This window comes from Paracidovorax sp. MALMAid1276 (genome assembly GCF_049198005.1).
In the GTDB taxonomy this organism is placed as follows: Bacteria; Pseudomonadota; Gammaproteobacteria; order Burkholderiales; family Burkholderiaceae_C; genus Acidovorax.
In genome coordinates, this window is record NZ_JBMIRS010000264.1 from 68,138 (window position 1) to 85,282 (window position 17,145).

At 58.1% G+C, this 17,145-nt stretch carries 16 protein-coding genes; all 16 read right to left on the reverse strand.

From position 1 onward, the window contains the following. Nucleotides 1-40: 40 nt before the first annotated feature. A complete protein-coding gene (locus ACOQFS_RS23085) occupies nt 41-472 on the reverse strand; it encodes a single-stranded DNA-binding protein (protein WP_421565122.1) in 432 nt (143 codons plus the stop codon). Between the two features lie 17 nt (nt 473-489). After that, nucleotides 490-951 (reverse strand): transglycosylase SLT domain-containing protein, encoded by a 462-nt coding sequence (locus ACOQFS_RS23090; RefSeq protein WP_421565123.1) that lies wholly within the window; start codon nt 949-951, stop codon nt 490-492. Between the two features lie 64 nt (nt 952-1,015). Continuing rightward, nucleotides 1,016-1,612 (reverse strand): hypothetical protein, encoded by a 597-nt coding sequence (locus tag ACOQFS_RS23095; RefSeq protein ID WP_421565124.1) that lies wholly within the window; start codon nt 1,610-1,612, stop codon nt 1,016-1,018. 72 nt (nt 1,613-1,684) lie between these two features. Beyond that, nucleotides 1,685-4,435 (reverse strand): TraM recognition domain-containing protein, encoded by a 2,751-nt coding sequence (locus ACOQFS_RS23100; protein WP_056639291.1) that lies wholly within the window; start codon nt 4,433-4,435, stop codon nt 1,685-1,687. Between the two features lie 27 nt (nt 4,436-4,462). Then, the gene (locus tag ACOQFS_RS23105) at nt 4,463-7,525 is read right to left on the reverse strand and encodes an IcmB protein (protein WP_421565125.1); all 3,063 of its coding nucleotides are present in this window, start codon (nt 7,523-7,525) and stop codon (nt 4,463-4,465) included. Continuing rightward, entirely contained in the window at nt 7,509-7,706 is a 198-nt protein-coding gene (locus ACOQFS_RS23110) for a hypothetical protein (protein WP_087864736.1), read from the reverse strand. The genes ACOQFS_RS23105 and ACOQFS_RS23110 overlap by 17 nt, the downstream gene beginning before the upstream one ends. Continuing rightward, on the reverse strand, nt 7,703-8,890 hold the full coding sequence (locus ACOQFS_RS23115; RefSeq protein WP_421565126.1) for a hypothetical protein: 1,188 nt from the start codon (nt 8,888-8,890) through the stop codon (nt 7,703-7,705). The genes ACOQFS_RS23110 and ACOQFS_RS23115 overlap by 4 nt, the downstream gene beginning before the upstream one ends. Before the next feature lie 9 nt (nt 8,891-8,899). Beyond that, nucleotides 8,900-9,619 (reverse strand): HNH endonuclease, encoded by a 720-nt coding sequence (locus ACOQFS_RS23120; RefSeq protein ID WP_087864737.1) that lies wholly within the window; start codon nt 9,617-9,619, stop codon nt 8,900-8,902. A gap of 78 nt (nt 9,620-9,697) precedes the next feature. Then, a complete protein-coding gene (locus ACOQFS_RS23125; RefSeq protein WP_156391344.1) occupies nt 9,698-10,090 on the reverse strand; it encodes a hypothetical protein in 393 nt (130 codons plus the stop codon). 43 nt (nt 10,091-10,133) lie between these two features. Then, on the reverse strand, nt 10,134-10,721 hold the full coding sequence (locus tag ACOQFS_RS23130) for a hypothetical protein (protein ID WP_056639281.1): 588 nt from the start codon (nt 10,719-10,721) through the stop codon (nt 10,134-10,136). A 38-nt stretch (nt 10,722-10,759) separates the two neighbouring features. After that, nucleotides 10,760-11,407 (reverse strand): hypothetical protein, encoded by a 648-nt coding sequence (locus tag ACOQFS_RS23135; protein ID WP_421565127.1) that lies wholly within the window; start codon nt 11,405-11,407, stop codon nt 10,760-10,762. Nucleotides 11,408-11,424: 17 nt separating this feature from the next. Next, nucleotides 11,425-13,125 carry a DotG/IcmE/VirB10 family protein gene (locus ACOQFS_RS23140; protein ID WP_421565128.1) on the reverse strand — a complete coding sequence of 567 codons (1,701 nt, stop codon included), beginning with the start codon at nt 13,123-13,125 and terminating at the stop codon, nt 11,425-11,427. Between the two features lie 11 nt (nt 13,126-13,136). Then, nucleotides 13,137-13,997 (reverse strand): DotH/IcmK family type IV secretion protein, encoded by an 861-nt coding sequence (locus tag ACOQFS_RS23145; RefSeq protein WP_421565129.1) that lies wholly within the window; start codon nt 13,995-13,997, stop codon nt 13,137-13,139. Between the two features lie 265 nt (nt 13,998-14,262). Continuing rightward, nucleotides 14,263-15,021, reverse strand: a complete 759-nt coding sequence (locus tag ACOQFS_RS23150; protein ID WP_421565130.1) for a DotI/IcmL family type IV secretion protein — start codon at nt 15,019-15,021, stop codon at nt 14,263-14,265. After that, on the reverse strand, nt 15,008-15,289 hold the full coding sequence (locus ACOQFS_RS23155) for a hypothetical protein (RefSeq protein WP_421565131.1): 282 nt from the start codon (nt 15,287-15,289) through the stop codon (nt 15,008-15,010). The genes ACOQFS_RS23150 and ACOQFS_RS23155 overlap by 14 nt, the downstream gene beginning before the upstream one ends. 518 nt (nt 15,290-15,807) lie before the next feature. Continuing rightward, complete coding sequence (locus tag ACOQFS_RS23160) at nt 15,808-16,947, reverse strand: hypothetical protein (RefSeq protein ID WP_421565132.1); 1,140 nt, start codon at nt 16,945-16,947, stop codon at nt 15,808-15,810. Nucleotides 16,948-17,145 lie beyond the last annotated feature (198 nt).

Below are 17,145 nucleotides of genomic sequence, written 5' to 3' on the forward strand. Positions count from 1 at the left end.
AAGAACACGCCAATTAAGCGCCACAGTTCTTGCAGATCAATTAATAGGGCGTGTCATCCGAATCATCGTATCCACCGCCCGCAGGTGCTTGCGCCCCACCCTCCTGGCCCTTCGGACGGCCATGAAGTCGCAGCTCTGTCGCGATAAGAACAAGTTTGGCATCCATTGCGGGGGTGCCATCACCGTTCGTGCGGGTCTTGCTCTCCCACACGTTCTTATCCAACCGCCCACGCACCGTTATCTCGGCCCCCTTGCCAGAATACTTCTGCAGCCGCTCAATTTGATTGGCCTGAAAGAACGTGATTTCAGCCCACAACGTTTGATCGACCCACTCGCCCGACTGGCGATCCTTGTAGCCATTTTCGATACCCAGATTCACACGCCCAACAGGGTGTTGGCTATCTGGGTTAACGATCTCAACGTCAGTTGCTAAGCGGCCAGTAACTTGAAAACTGTTTTGAATTCGAGACATTGCGACTTCCTTTTGTATCAGTGAGTAGAAACCTGTGTGGGGTAATTCGCCATCAGCCAACGCCCCCAACGCGCAGCCAGTGGCACCAGCTTGCGCCGGTAGATCGTGTTGTATTGAGCTGTGGCCGAGTGGTAGGTGGCGACACGCACCCAGTAGTCGTGATTGCCAGGGGCATCCAGCCGCTGCCGAAGGAACCATGCGGCCAGCTCGGCGTTGTAGCAACCGCGCCATGCTGCATCGGTCTTGCTGACATGCCGGAACACACCCGACTGGGTGTCGAAATGCATGGTGTTGATCTGGAAGTGGCCCAGGTCATCAGTGCCATTCGTGTTGCGAACGAATTGCCCATTCTTGCCACCCTCAACAGACGCCAATGCCAACAGGACGTTCGCCGGAACCCCCTGGCGCATCGCTGCGCGGATCACACAGGGAATGTCCGCAGGGCCGACGCGGTGCTGCGGATCGTTGACGTTGAGCACGGGCATCGCCGCCGCGCTCACGACCGTCAAAGCGCTCGCGCACGCGGTCAGCCCTGCCAGGGCTTTAGCGAAACCACTTCTCATTGTTGAACCACGACTTGAAAGCGCCTTTGACGTAAAGCACACCGTTTTCCACTTGCCATGCCCGGTAGCTTTTTTTGAGAAAGAGCACGAACATGCACAGGGCCAGCGCGGCCCAATTGATCGACAGCAGAAGGCTTGAGCCCTGCAACAGCATCCAGCAAAAGCCCAGGAAAAAGACAACCGCAGCGCCCAGGAATATCCGCGAACTCAGGGTGTGCGACTTCACGACCGATGCACGCTCCTGAGCGCTCAACCCATCAAATACCGAGAGCGACTGCTCTTCACGGATCGCCATGAGGGTCGGGATCACCGTGTCCTTGTCCCGACCTCCCAGAAGCATGAAATCGCACTTGGTGCAGGCCCAGGTATAGGCCATCGCAGTGTTGTCGCCCTCCTGGGCTCCCTGCATCCGCATGACCCCACCGGAGCAATGCGGGCACAGGGGGTTGGTCAATGTGTCATACAGAGCCTTGATGGTCTGGTTGTTCTGGCGCAGGGTATTCACACCCAAGACGCCAGCCGGTATCGTGACAAAGACGTACTTTGCAGCGCCTTTAGCTTTTCCAAAAATGCTCATTTTGACGCCAAACTTTTAGCAATGTTCAAAAAACAGTCGTTGCGCTTATTTGAACAGAAGACCGGGAAGGCATCAATCCTCTTTCAAGGTCTTTTTCATGAGCGCCCCGCAGAAGGCATCCAGCTTCGACAGGCGCTCCTGGGCCTCGTGCACGTCCATCTTGGCGGGCATGGGAGGGTCGATGTATGAGGTCTGCTTGATGATTGCCTTGCGCGTGGCCAACACCTCTTGCTCGGCTTGCCACTTCGCATCCAGGCTCTCGTAGGGCTGGCCCCGGCCCAGCATCTCAATGTCCTTGAGCAACGCCTCATCGCCCACAGAAAGCTCGGCATCGAAGTCGTCCTCTGTCTGGGGTGCATCCACGGCCCCGGCCAGCATCAGGTGTTGACGCAGCAGCGGCAGCGCCCTCTCCTTGAAGGCGTTCGCTTCGCTCTGTGTGAGAACAATGCTCGTGGACACATAGTCGTCACTGAGACTGATCTCGTCATCATCGGCTGCAGATGCAGATCCAGTAGCGGTGGGGAATGCCGCAGGATCGGCGTTCAGAGCCTCACAGACCTCCAGAAGGCGGCTTCGCAGGCTGGACCCACCCTGCGCCGCCCCAGAGGCTCCAGCAGCCGCCTGTGCGTCCTCGGCATCCGATGGGAACTCAGGTGCCTCGTGCGGGAATTCCGGCGTGTCGGGAGTCTCCGGCACCTCGGGCATATCAGCAGGCGCCGATGCAGGAGCTGACACCGGCACCACAGCCACGGCGGGCGCCTTGCTGCCGACTGCGCCGACCAGCTCGTTACCCTTGCGGGACAAGAACCAGTGCATCACCGCAGCAGCCGCGTCGGGACGGCTCAGCCGCGTGGAATCCGGCGTCGCGTAGTTGTGCGCAAACAGGTTCTTCATGGAGGTCAAGATGGGGTCAGCCTCCACGGCCTGGACCAACATGACACCCAGCGATCCGTCGCTCAAGGCACCTTGCAGCAGCTTCACAGCCTTGCGGTTCTGCGGCAGATCGGCTGGCTCCGGCGCCTGGATGGGCAGGAAGTCATTGATGCGCATTTCCTTCGGCGTCTTGCCACCACCCGTGTAGAAGCCCATCCCACGGATAACACGCACACCACCGCTCTGCCCTCCCCGCTCCTTCTTGCCGATGAGGAATGTGAACTCACCGTTTTCCTGCATTGCAAGATCGTCGTAGTCGAGTCGATTGCGACGCTCGATGGTGATGTTGTCCTGCTGGCGAAACACCTCATTCACCGCACCCGACTTGCGCTCGAAGCCCGCCATGCGCGCCTCCTCGGCCTCGCCCGCTGCGCCTTGCACCCGCTTCCACGTCTCACTCTCCTGCCCAGAGGTGATACGGCCAATCGCACGAATGTTGGTGTTTTCCCATGTGGCGTCGGCCTCTTCTGCGGAGGATTTCTTGAGCGAGGAAAAGTCCTGTGCCGCGAAGATCACTGAGAAGCCAAGCGAACGGGCCTGAGCAGGCGCCACAGCGAAGCCGATCACTGCGTAGTAGCCGTACTCGTCAAGGATCGTGTAGAACGGCACAGCGGCGTTGGTGGGCCGGGAATCAATGATCTCTCGGACCAGGCCCTCCACGCGATTGCCCAGGCACCCGGCCATCATCTGCTTGATGGAGCCCACGATCATCTTGCCGAGCATGCGCATGGAGTCTGGCGCCCGCTCCAGCGCGGGCAGCAGCACCACCAGCAGGCGCCGGTTAATCACCACGTCATAGAAATCAACATCGCCCACCTTCGTCTTGAAAATGTGGCCGTAGTTGAAAGTCAGGTCATTGAAAATCCGGGTGAGCTGCATGACGATAAAGCCGTGCTGCTCCAGCGTTTTCGTCTCCTGCTTCTTGATCTTGTTTTTCTGGTATCCAGGCAGCGTCAGCAGATACGAGCGCAACGGTGCACACACCACATCGAACGTCTCACCGTACTTGCCCTTGTGCTCCCACACCAGTTCCTCGATAGCGTTCAGCTCGAAGTATTCGAGGTAGCTTTCCGGCGCCAGATTGATGTACCCCTTGTCGCGCAAGAAAACGAGGGGGCGAGTTAGCGCGGCCACAAAGCTGATTGCTCGGCCCTTCCACATATCACCGCCGCCACCGGAATCGTCCATCAAGGCCACGATCAACTCAATCAACATGCCCGATGAGGTATTCCCCATCATGTTCATGTTGTTCGTCACCTTGTCGTACTGCTTTTCAACGAAGTCGCGGCCAGAGGTGATGAAGTTGATGATGAGCAGGTCATCCTCACGGCCAACACGGCGGGCCAGCTTGAAGATGTTCTTCTGCAGGGCGGGGTCGCCCTTGCCGTCCGTGTAGATGAACCCAGTGTTCTGTACCAGGGCGTTGAAGACGAGGCCCAACAGGTATTCGGTCTTGCCGGAGCCCGTGGTGCCCAGCACAAGCTGGTGAGTCCGCAAGTCACTGTCGCCAGCGTAGATTTGCTCGCGTGTCTCCAGGTCGTTTCCCAGCATCGTGATGCCAGAGCCAAGGCCCTTGCCCTTGAGCGTGGAGCCATCGCGCAGCTTCGACTCAATGGGCATGCGATAGGGGAAATCGAATGCCCGCCCGTCCACGTTGCCGTACATCCGCCAGAACAACCAGAGGATGAGCAGCGCAAACTCCCCTGCGAAGGGAAGAGGCTTGACGATGGCGAATGCCACAGACAGGCCCACCACAATCAACAGGAAGATCGCGCCGCCATCGGGTGACGAAAAGAACTCCGAGATTTTCTGTCCCGCGAGCCGTGTGTCTTTGCGGCGCCTTGTCGCCTTGACCTCGTGCTTACGCGAAGAACCCCTGTACTGAACCATTCGTAACCCCTTCGCCTACAGCAGCATTCAACCCAGCGCGTGCTGAGGTGACTCGAACCATTCCGCCAACAACTCCTTGGCGATCTTCTCGATAACAGAGCTTTCCATCGCTTCGTCCACAAAGTCGGCATCCGCGAACTGCTCCTGCTTGCGACGCTCCACGAGCTTCTTGCACGAGCCAGACGGAAAGCGCTTTGCGAGCAGCTTGCGAGCCGCATCACGAGGCATTGCCTCATAGAGCATCATCCGCAGCTTGCGATCCTCGGCGGTCGTAGAGAGCGCCCACAGCCGCATCGGCCCTGGCGTCAGCGTGAACAACTGCGAGAAGGGCGAACTCTTCGTCTCGAACTTCGCCAGGAAGGTGCCGCCATCGGCATTGGGGCCGTGCACAAAGTTGACCAAGCCCTGCTCTTCGACGGGGGTCAGTCCGATGTTCTCGCGCATCCAACGGCGCGTCTGCTCGGTCCCTGAGTCCATGATGAACTGCGTGGTCGCGATCTTGCAGAGGTCGCCAAAGTCCTCCATGAGCTGGCTTGCCAGCACGATTTCCATGTTCCACTTGCGCGCCTCGCGCCCATCGGTGAGAACCTGCTGCCGCAGGATTGGGTGCCCGCCTGTCTTGTGGAATTCGTCCATGCACAGCACCTTGTTCTCGTCAACGATCTCGTTGACCATCTTGGTGAAGTACGGACGGGCGTAGTTCTCGAAGAATGGCAAGTCTTCACGCGAATACGCCACCTTTTTCATGAACGACTCGCGGGCGATCATGAACATGAGCGAGGTCTGCTTTTGGGCAGCGGCAGAGCCCAGCATCGCCACGTCTTGCAAGTCCAGCGACACAACGCGCGCCGCGCCCAGGTCGAACTTTGTGTAGCTGGCAAACACCGGGAAGTCGCCAACCGCTTCGCGCACGCCCGTGACAAATGTCGGGATCAGCTCGCGCCCGCCTTCCGTCTTGGTGTTGCCGTACTCCGACTTGACCTCTTCGGAGCTGGCAACGGCGGCGAGATCGGACAGCGTGGGAACAGCGTATCGCTGTGCGATTTCCGCCTCGTAATACTGCTCAGCCTTGAAAAAGGCATCCACCAGCTCCCAGTAGCTGGTGGCAGGCATGATCTGAATACCCAGCTTTTGAACGGCCTCATCGAGCAACCGATGATGCCCAGGTCGATAGCGATTCGGCTGGGCCTTCTCCAGTCGATCCGACTTGCGCATGTACGCAAGGTCGATGATTCGACCGACAAACGTGGACATGCCCTCGAAGGCCTTGCCATCCCGCTCAGGAGGGGTGACCAGGGCCGTCATGAAGTTCTTGAGGAACTCACGGCCACGAGGCAATGGCTCACGCTTCGTCAGCGGCGTGTCCATCGTGTTGATGCAATCACGCTCGTTGTTCTGCAGGCGCTTGTACACCGCAAGGTGCCGCATGTTCTCAGGCAGAGCGTCCTGCACCAGATCAATGAATCCAGCCGACGAGATACCAATGTCGATGATGCCCACAAACGGAAGACGCTGGATACCCGGCAACAGGCAGGACTCGAAGTTGTTGGAGTTCATCAGCACCGACTTGCCATAGCCAGGGCGCCCAGCGATCAGCGTGATCCATGTGGTTTGTTCCGATGCAAAGCGCTGGTAGTTGAGCACCTTGCCATCGCGGCTGCGGAAAATGATGGAACCACGCGCAAACGGCGATGCGGGCCGTGTCAGCGGCAAGAGTCCCAGCGCCTCATACAGGGGCGCAGGGCACGCTGGAGCGTAGTGCTTAGGGGTCAGACCCACACAGCACGTCTGAAAGGCATCCATGACGTAGCCTGTGCGCTCCGTGACCGATGACTTACCCCACCCTTCGAGCGCGCGGAGCACCTTGGACTTGCGCAACCGCAGCTCGCGCACACCCTCTGGTGTGTAGTCGGCCCAGGTCATGGCCGCAATCCGCAACTTCACAATCGTCTCGCCATCGCGCTTGCGCTCCTGCAGATCGCGAAGCGCAAGGTTGATATTGCGATTGATCTCAGAGGTGAAGCCCAGCAGGTTTGCGAAAAGCTGCTTGAATCCCGTGCCTTGAAGGCCGTCGCCTTCGATCATCACCGACAGGGTGTAGGGCATGGACCGCGAACGCCCATTTTCCTGAGTATCGGAGCGATTGAGAGCAGAAAACAGGTGATTGAAGAACTTGGGTTCGCGGGGTGGAGCGCTAACGAACAGCGGCGCATAGATGCGCGTTCCAACACGAATGGTGGTCGGATCGGGGATCTGTGGATTCGAGATCGACCCAATGTCCGCAGAGGCTGTCATCACCTGCTCAGCGATGCGCGGATACAAGAACTCGCTGTAGTCCTCGTGCCTCGCGTTGTCCTTCCAGCGGAAAGGAATCTTCTTCCCAGGCAGCGCAGGCTCCCAGCCTGGGCCGCTTATGTCTGGGTACACGCTGGAACGCACTGCACGCAGCGCGTCGGCAGCGTTGAGAATTTCCGCGAAGCAATTGAACTCCGGCGAGCACAGGTCCGTGACCACCTTGGTCACGTAGGCGTTGTGGCGATCTCGCAAGAATGAAATCGGCCGCAACAGGTTCTGCGCATCGCGGGTAGCAGGCCAACCACTTTCTTTGCGGAACGTGTTGACCTGTTCCTGAAAAATCTTGCCTTCGATGGGGTCCAGCAGCGATGGACGGGACCAGAACACCAGATAGCACTCCTCGTCGTACACATAGTCGCCGTAGCGGTCCACCGTCTCATCAATCAAATCGTGGACCGCCAGGGACAAGCGCTTGGCTGTTGCGTGCTGCTGCTCGGCATTGCTCACCAGGGCCTCGCGCCCATCCAAGTCACGGCGAAAGATCGCCTGCAACTGGTGCCCACGGTGGTCCAAGAAGATGCCCAGAGAGCCCGTCACAAGCGAAAGCAACTGCCGAAACTGTTCCTCGCCAAGGATGCCCTTGCTGCCATGAAAGCGCACGATGGTCGCAAAGCTGCCATCGGAGGTGACGAGGCTACGGCCCTCGTCCACCGTCTCAATGTCGCAATAGTCCTGCACGCTCATCTTCACCGACTCCAAGATGGAGACAATCACCGACTCAAATTTTTCCAGCATGACTCACCCTTTCGACAAACTGCTCGATAAAGCCATGAGCCTGCGCGGTGCGCACAGCCTCATCCGACTCCCTGTCCACCAAAATCCCGTCCAGCTCCAGCATTTGCACCACGCTTGCATGCGAGCGCAACACCGCTTCGATCTGGTACAGCCCACTCTTTCCCTGCTCGCCCTGGCTCATGCCGACTCCCTGGCTTCAATGAAACTAGCCATGGGTGGCATCAAGCCCACATCCATCGCAACGTCGAGGATGTGCTTGATGCCACCCTCGGGCACCCGCACAACGACATTGCCCATGCCGTAGGCAATCAGGTTCACGCCCCGGCGTGACTGCATGCGCTGGGCATAGTCGAACATTTGCATGCGGTCGATGGCACGCATCCAGGCCGCACGCGCGGTGAAGCCCGTGATCCGTCCCACTCGCGGCTGCTTGTTCATCAGTGCTGTCCAAACCTGCTCGGCCACAAGACCGAGGCTGTAGGACAGCTCGTCCATTGCCCCTTGTGGCAGCTTCTCCGCATAGCCAGCAAGGCTCTCATAGCCCTGCTCGCAAATCATTGCGGCACGCAGCTCCACATCCGCGTACTGGCGCACAACGCGCCACTCAACATCAGTCAACCACTCGCGAATGGACTTGGAACCGCTGCCCCAGGACAGGGCCTCGGCCATGATCGGCTTCACGTTGGTAATACGGCAGCGCACCATGAATGGCTGCTCCATGTTCTCCAGCTCGGCTTCTGACAGCTTTTGCTTTGCCAACACCCAGCCTGTATCGGGTGGCACCTTATGGGCGAGCATGCGTCGCGCATAGCCCAGGCGATTGCAGCGAAGCGTGGTGCTGCTGGTGGTGCCTCGGCCAAAGCTCACGGGCTGGATCACGGAGACGCTTGGATGCCCCGCAATCGTCTCGAAAGTGGAGTAGTGCACCTCGGGGATGCGGCAACGGTCTAACCCCATGGTGGTCGCATAGTCGTCATTGAGACGGCCATGGCTCTGGATCTTCACATTCAACTCCCGACAGGAGTAAGCCACCACGCGATGCGCAATCAGCGACAACGCCTCCGCTGTGTCCTTGGCCTTGCCGGTATTGCGGCCCAGGCCGAACTCCGTGGCTATCTGCTCAAAGGAAGTTCGCAGCCAACTGTCATTGCGGAAATTGGCATGCATATTCAACTTGGCAGCAAGGAATGCCGAGTAGCCGAGGTTCGTCAGCCAGATCACATCGTTGGGCAGCTCCGAGATACCTTGAATGCGGCGCGCGGGTGTGCCACCTATGGAGGCCCACCCGGCTGTCAGGGAGACGACTGAGCGATCCCCCGACCCCATCACCGAACTGGGGTCAAATACTATGGCTCCAATGCGCATACGACTGGCTCAGACGTGCTGCGGGCGCAGCGTATCGAGCAACGCAGGCCAGTGATTCATGTCCAGATACTGGCTGTGCGTTCGCGTGAGGTAACCGGCAATTTGGCCGTCACGAAACGCGGCTTCCGTTGGAATCACGCGAAGCCCATCGAGCGTTTTGTTGCGCAGCGCAAATGCTGCATCGTCGAGCTTGGACAGGCCCACAGCAATCTCATGGCCGTTGGAGAAGTCAGCTTCAAAAACGCGCTTGAAAATGTCTACAGAACGGCTCTCGAAGATCGCATACAGACCCTTGAGACGCGACTGCACATCCTCGTTACCCACTGCCATTGCGCAGTGGTAGATGCGCATCAGGTTCGTGATCTCAGCTTGGGTCAATTCAGGCACCACTGCCAGAAACATCGCACCGCGCATCGCGGCCAAGCCCAGGTGAAAGCAGAGATGGTCGATATTGCAAATCGTCACGAGGTTCGATTCGCGGTTGTTCGTGTGGTCATCATCAAGGTGATGAACCTCTTGGTTTGCTGTGCTGGCAAACCCGCAGAACCAGCAGCGCCGACCATCGCGGTCGAGCACTTTTTTGCGCACTTCCAGAAACACGGCATCCGCTTCATTGCGGTCATGCTCCGACTGCTCCATGCGCCACTGCTTGCGCTTGACGCTCAACACCGGCAAATTCGCGAACCGCGTCAGGAAGGCCTCGGGCCTCGTAGGCGGTATCAGTTCCATGCTTCCCATATTCGTCCGTGATGCGGTGATTGAGCTGTGGGTGCGGCCCAGTGATAGCACCTGGGCCGCTGGATCGGATTAGCCCGTGACGGTGTTACGCATCATCCACATGATGGTGCCAACACCCGCCATCGCGCCACCGATGAACAGGCCCACGACAGCCGAGAGTGGCTTTTCGCGCTCATCCTTGGACGCTTTCCAGAGGGTGTACAGCGAGATGGCCACGACCACGAAACCACCGATGGCCACGAGCTGGATCAGCAGCGATGCGCCAGTCTGAGCGGCGCCGTCGATGTTGCCCGCAATGTCGTCAAACTTCTTGCCACCAGAAATGTCCTGCGTCAGGTCAGTCTTGCTGATCGCGTGTGCTGGCAGGGCCAGCGTGCCGCTGAAAAATGCGATGACCAACGAGCAGGCGAGATATGCCTTGTAGCGAGCGGTAGCTGCGAGATTGAGGAAAGCTGCTTTCATGAGTGAACTCCGGTTGTAAAAAAGTAAAAATTAGAGAACGAGATCAGAACGGGGTGAACATCGAGATGATGTTGAAACCCAGTGTGTTGTTGACTACATCAGCGAACCATTTGAAGTTCCAGCAGAGCACGCCTCCAAGCGCCCAGCCAGCGGCTGAGCCCAGGTGAGCCTGCTCATTGTTGTAGTAGCGATTGACGGTCATCAGGGCCTTGAACATCGCGATGAAGCCCACGACTTGCATGATCGACAGCAGAGCGATGGTGGCGACGGCCCCCTTGTCCGCCAGCGACCCACCAGCGGTGTAGGCCATGTCCGTTGGCATGATCCGCGACGCCACATAGTCATCCGACACAGTGCGGGACATGATGCCCATCAGGTTGAGGGTGGACAGCGCGCTCAAGAGCGCACCAACCAGCAGAGAGATCAGCGCCGATCCGGTCGAAAAGCGCTGACGGCCAGCAACGTACTTCAGCGCGTTGTCATGAGACACCCCCCACAGCTCGACCAAGGCAGAGCCGACGAGATACAGACCAACCAAGGCTGCGATGCCTTGGATCATCATCAGCAATGCAGGAGCGACTTTGCCTGCATTGACGAGCAAATCGAGTAGATCGGGGAAGCCGGTGCCCATGGTTCAGTGCTCCAGAAATGACGTGCGCAAAACGGCTCTCAGCGTTTGGCCTGAACATCGACAAGCACCTGCCCATTGGGCGATACACGCTTGACGACAAGAGCGCCATCCAGAGGGATCGTCTCGCCCTCGCTCACGCTCCACTCGTCATTGCCATTGCGAATCCAAGCACGATTCCCGACCGATGCCAGAACCTTCGACTCGCCGCCAGTGAGTTGCATCGACTTGTCCCTGGATGCACGACGCTCAGCAGCCGCAAGGCGCTCACTGCGAGTTGGCCGAGCGTCCTGCTCTTCGGGCTTCACCACGTTGATCCGCGTGCCAATACGGGCCTTCTCCAGATTGCCAACGCGGCTGGCAGTCACTTGAATGTTGTTGTCCAGCGTTGCGAGATTCTTGTTCTGCTGGTCAACCGCCGAGGCCGTCTGCGAGAAAGCGGCTTGTGCGCTTTGAGCATTGGCATCGACCTTCTCGCGCAGCGCCTTGACCTCAAGGCGAAGCTGCTCCAACTCGACTGATGCGCCGTTGACTGGTGCATCAAACTGAGCTGGCCTGCTTCTGACCGTCTTCTCAGGCTTGCCCGACGCTGAGATGAGCGCGCCTGCGATCACCATCACGACGACAAACACGGCGGCTGCGATCCCGACCAGTTGGCCGAACGACATTTTTTTGAGATTGATTGCCATGATTTCTCGCTTTGCGTTCAATAGTTGCTGTTCAAAGGACCGCGATACCTGTTGTCATAGCCAGTGCCCTGGTACTGGCTCGGTACAGCACCAGTCCCGCCTGGGGCGTAGCCGTATGGGGTCGTTCCGTAACCAGGATTGAAGGTGCCCTGCCCTGCCTGCGGGAACCCCACGGGCGTTGGGGCATTGACTGCGTTGCCCAGACCACCGGATTGCTGGAGCGCCTGTTGCTGGGCCAACTGTTGGGCCAACTGCTGCGCCGTGAGCTGCTGAGGTTGCTGCTGAGGTTGCTGCTGCTGATGCTGCTCATCGCCGTTTGTTGGCATCACGTCTTCGAGAAAATAGAGCATGAAACCAGTCTCTGCAGGCGTGGAATAGGTGCTCGGTTGATTGAAGCCACGACGACGAATTTCGGCTCCAATCGCTGAACCCATTTCCCCGACCGCAGAGCCAATCACTTGTCTGTCACGCGGCATTTCGTTCGTCGTGACGATGCCGCCAGGGGTCGATACCGTAGTCCCCACGGGCTGCTGATACACACGGCCTGCGCCTTGCAGCAGTGCTGCCGCTGCAAGTGCCGAATAGCGGCTGAGCGTGTGGTGGTCAATCTTCTCAGCCATGCCCAGCTTGGCATCCTGCTCGCGCAACGCCACAGCGCGAATGCGCATAGTGCTGCGCTCGTCCTGGGGAGCCAAAGTAGTGAAGGTGAGCGAGATGTTGTTGTAGCTCTGCTCGATCATGCCGATTAGCTTGGCACCCTTCCATGGACCACTGCGGACCGTAGCCAGGACAGTGCGCCCATCGTCAGTGTTGGCTTCCGAATCGAGGGTAGCGAACATGGTGTTCCCAGCCTTGATCGTTGGCTTGCGATTCGCCGCACGCAGTGAGCTGGCAGCGGCTCCGCTGCTTGCACCACGAGCGGGGGCCACATAGTAGGTGGACTGGGTGTAGGCCCCCAGGTTATTCAGGCTTTCACTGCCCTGTGAGGCAAACATGCCGCCGATCTGCTTCACGATTTCTTGCGAGACAGATTCGACATATTTATCGCGATCACCTTCCGCCTGCTTCTGGTCCGTTTCCAGCTTCGCTGCAGCACGTTGCAGCTCTTGGTCACGGCGTTGCTGCTCCGCTTGCTGTTGCGGCGTCTGCTGCTGTGGCGCTGTGCCCGAAGCCATGGGCTGCGCCTGCATGCTCCGCGCGCTACCGTTGGCCTGGGCACGAGCCGCCTCTTCTTCGGGGGTGGCAAACCCAGCGAACTTGGCCTGCGCACCAGGGGAATCCTGCTTGGAGCTGGCACCGATGTTGTAATCAAAACCGGGCTGGTAGCTCCCCCCCTTGTTTTGCGCTTCCTCCGCTTCGCGCCGTGACTGTTCGGCTCTGCGAGCAGCCTCTTCGGGCGTCACAGCATTGGTCGATACGCGATTTTGTGGCGAAGTGGGCGCATCCACTTGAGCCTTGCTGGTGACCACTGGCGCATTGCGCATATTCGTTGCTGCAAGCACACCAAAAACCACTACGACAACCGCTGTAGCGATCAGCGCAAGTTTGCCAGGGCCAGAGCCAAAAGTCGCGCGTAGGTTGCGCCGCCGCACATCGGCATCAGCCTTGCGCGCAGCGCCAGTTGCTTGAGGATTCACAGAAGGCTCTGGACTGAATCCCAGGTCTTCTGCTACTGCGTCGGGGTTAGTGCCCGTACCGTTGTTGTTTGTGTCGCTCATCTGCTGCTACCTCACTCAAAGAAAGCCGTCTGTGCACGTCCACCGATGGTGAACGTCGCAGCTTTGGGCACACCGACATAGCGGTACACGGACACTCCGCTGGTGCTGCGGGCAGCAGCGAAGTACGCTGGATACTGGGCGTTTGCGCGAGCTTTGACATACAGGTTGCGGTCATAGACCCAGGCCTCGGCGCCATCCAAACCCGTCACCCGCAACCGCTTCGCGCTTGCAGGAGGCACGCCATCAAGGAAGTACGGCATAGCGTTGTCCAGCCCTGGTGCTGCTTGCATAGACACCTCAGCCTCGGCATCAGGATTGCGCCCCGGCACCTTGGCATCGACGCGCATATCGACCTCTGCCTGACCAGTCGTCAGAACAAAAATCACGGGCGTCGATTGGCCGCGCAGCGTAACCGTCACGTTGCCATAGGCTGCGGGGGTGAGCGCTTCGATGCTCAGCACGTTCGTAGGCGCCTCGGCCTGCCCGCCCTGCCCGCCCTGCCCTGCCCCAATGACACGACCATCACTGAAAAGTTGGCGGTTCATGCTGACCTTTTCGATCATCCATGGCTGGCCGCTTACATCCGAAAAAACAAGGCTCGTCTGCTGCCCGCGAGACAAGCGCAACGTGGGAGGCGCGACGCCTGGATCGAGATTCACGAGCAGAGTGCGCGTGACCGGCTTCGCGGGGTTCAAATAGGGCATCGAACGCTGCTGCTGGCGTTCGATGTAAATGGATTTCAAACGCTCAACCTGCTCGGGCGTGAGCTGCATGTTTTCGATCTGGCGAACGGCCCGCTCCACAATGGCCTCAGCAGGTGGATACACCACACTGGGACCATCAGCAGTTGAATTGACGGTTGCCGCTGGCATCACGATAGGGACCGGAGCATTCACCTGCTGCCCCAGCCTGTTCGGTGGAGCAGCTTCGCGAGGCGAGGCTGCAGGTGCGGGTGCGGGTGCGGGTGCAACCGGCGCCGACTCTGCAGATGAGGCTGGCGCCAACACCTGGGGCGCCTGCTGGGGTGCAGGCGCGACTGGACTCTGTTGCGCAGCGGCTGCGCCGTGCAACAGGAGCGCCGCAACAGCCGTTGCGACAGAAGAAAAAGCTGCTTTCATCATCATTCCCTACATGCCTTCAACGTTGACTTGCGATTGGGGACAGCACCAGGGAATCGACAGCGATACCCTTCAAGTTCACTGCACTGGCTTCTTGCTCAAGAATCGTCACATGGGCCAGGAAGTCCTGGCGCGACCGTGGCTGGCTCTCGCCGCCCGAATAGAACTCGATAGCTACAGGCACGATTGCCACCCAGTAGCGCTTGGTGCCGCGACGGCCCTCTTCCTCGATCTGCGGCGTGCGCGTAGCCATCGTGCGAAGGACCAGACGCCCCTTGATGACACGCTCCAGATTGCCGCTTTCTTGGAGCGAGGCGAGGTACTGCTTGCGTCCAGCATCCGTGAAACGCTTCGTGGCCACATCGTTGATCGCGGGCCGGTAATTCACGTAGTCGTAGGTGTAGGCCTCAACCACTGTGTCTTTGGCGTACTCAGTCAGAGCAGCGGGAGTGACGCGCACTTGCGCGTCGCTGCTGACTGCACACAGCGCTCTGTTGTCAGTCGTTGGGATGTAGCGGTACTTAGGAAACAGAAAGAGTGCCGAACTCACTGACACCGCAAAGGTGGCACCCAGTGTGAGCGCCAATCCCCAGACCCTCACATTGCGCTTCTTGAGCGTGATGTTTTCTTGGTGCAGGCGTGCGACTTCGCGCAGCACTGCAGCAGCTTCACCAGGGGTCTGATCGTTGGCAATCTGAGTCAGGATCGCGTCGTCAAGCTGGCGCCCCTCAAGCTGATCCTTGCCGCTTTCCGGTTGTTTGTTCTCAGTTTTTGCCATAGCGAATCTCTCCGGTGCGGCTGTCAAGCACGCAAATGTGATCGGTCGCGTCCCAAAAGATCACGTCCTCATAACTGGTTTCCGTAAGGAGCCAAGCACACGAGCCCATGAGGCCCAAGACCAGCACCACTACAGCCACCTCCCCATAGACGGCAGCGCGGTCGTAAAAGCGATTCAGACGGCGCAATGTGCGCACGTCCGAACTTCCATCACTGACCCCCCAACTCGTCTGGCCCGAAAGCCAATCCCGAACGCTGTGCAGACGCATGAATACCTCTCGTTGGGCCGCATTCTACAAGCCATTTCAAAATCCGCAATCACGCAATTTTGCGATTTCTGCGTATGTTGCTGTTGCAATGCACGCCCTTATGACCTTGCAGACATACCCTTATGCAACATTCTGAAGCATTCCATGCATCAAACATTGGAGGCAGATCAGCAGAGCGCTGCGCGCGTGGTTGCCCACTCTGAAGAGACAGTCAAAGCCTGGATTTCTGCACCCGTCGAAGGCGCCACATAAGCGCCGCATACGCGCCGCGTCTGCGCCGTGTATGGGTCGTATCGGTGCTGTTATGGTGCCGTGTTGGTATACACAAGGTACAGCACTCCCTCTTGGGTGCCGCATGCGTGCCGCTTGAGGGTCAGTTGGGCGCCGCCTGCGTGCCGCCCCCGTGTCGCATACGTGTCACACGATTACAAAATGCGTATCGACGCAATGTTGCGAAATTTAACAATTGCAACTGTGCGTGCAAGTGTGTAGGTGCAAAGCACGGTCGTGCTTTTGAGTCAACTCTTATCTGGCCGGGGGCCTGGGCGGGGCGATGGCTCACTCCACTGCGCAGCGTCCTGGGGCGCCTTTACCTGCGTGTAGCGCACGGCCAGCAGGGACTCCCTCGCGGCGCGCATGCTTCGCCCGGTGTAGCCCGAAAACTTCCGTGCGTAATGCCTGTGCGCCGTTTCCTCGCTTGCATGCCCAAACAAGGCAGCAATCTGACGGCGGTCCTGACCATCAGCTTTTGCATTTGCAACAGCTTGATGGCGCGTCCCGTAAATAGACGGAACACTTCCTTCCCACCCTTTACTTAGAAGCGTTCGGCGTATCGCCCTCTGCAAAGAGTCATAAATCCTTTTGGTCTTATCTCCATAAGACAACCTAGCAATCTCAGGCGTGTACAACTCCTTGATTGCAGCAAGCCACTTTCTGATATAGGAAAGATTTTGGTCTGTCAGACCTTCAAGCATGATTATTCGATGCTCGCCATTGGCCCTTTCAACAGATTGCTTTGCGTTATATACCCGCAAAGCAATACAGGTTTCAATCTCGCCATCTTTACCGATAACAAACTCTCCCAATGGATCTGTCTTTTGATGTTTGATGAGCGCTGCATTCAACCATTCAATTGGCCGCAAACCAACCACGAGATTTGCACGAATAAACAACAGTCCATGCAAGAGATTCAAGTTCCTGTCATCAATTGCAGCCTTAGAAAGAATATCAACTGCTTCATCGGGAAACGCCTTCAAATTTGGACTTGAAGTCATGCCTGATTTTTTTGGTAGTCCGCCTGTGCCTAGAAACTGAATATCTCTGTAGGCAGACTCATAACGGTCAATGACTAAATCACCAGAATCCATAAGCGATTGCGCTTCCGACGCTATCCAAAATAAAGCAGCGGCCTTTTCAAGGCGCGCTGTGGCTCTGGTAATTTGGCTGTTGTCCACGCGATCCGAAAGATCGCGCACCAGCATCTCAGGTGTTAATCTGGAAATTTCGCCGCCAGCCACTCGGCTGGCGGCTTGTCTTATCTTTCTCGAATACAGAACTATGGTATCTGCGGACAGTGATTGACCCACACGTTCCTCAGCTCCAATACGAGAAAGCAGATCAAGTGCCCGCGTGCCTCCTGTTATCGAATTTTCGTACATAGCAATTATTTATTTAGGTCTCAAAAAATAGGCATTTCGCGAATACAGATCATCCAAAGTACCGCAATTCCAAACAGAAGAAGACAGGGCGGCATCAAGCGAAAACCTCCAGTCAGGCACCAGTTCAGCAGACCGTCCAGACCTGGCACAGGGCCTGGCACCAGCTCGCCAAAAGGGCGCAGAACCAAGCGAATCCTG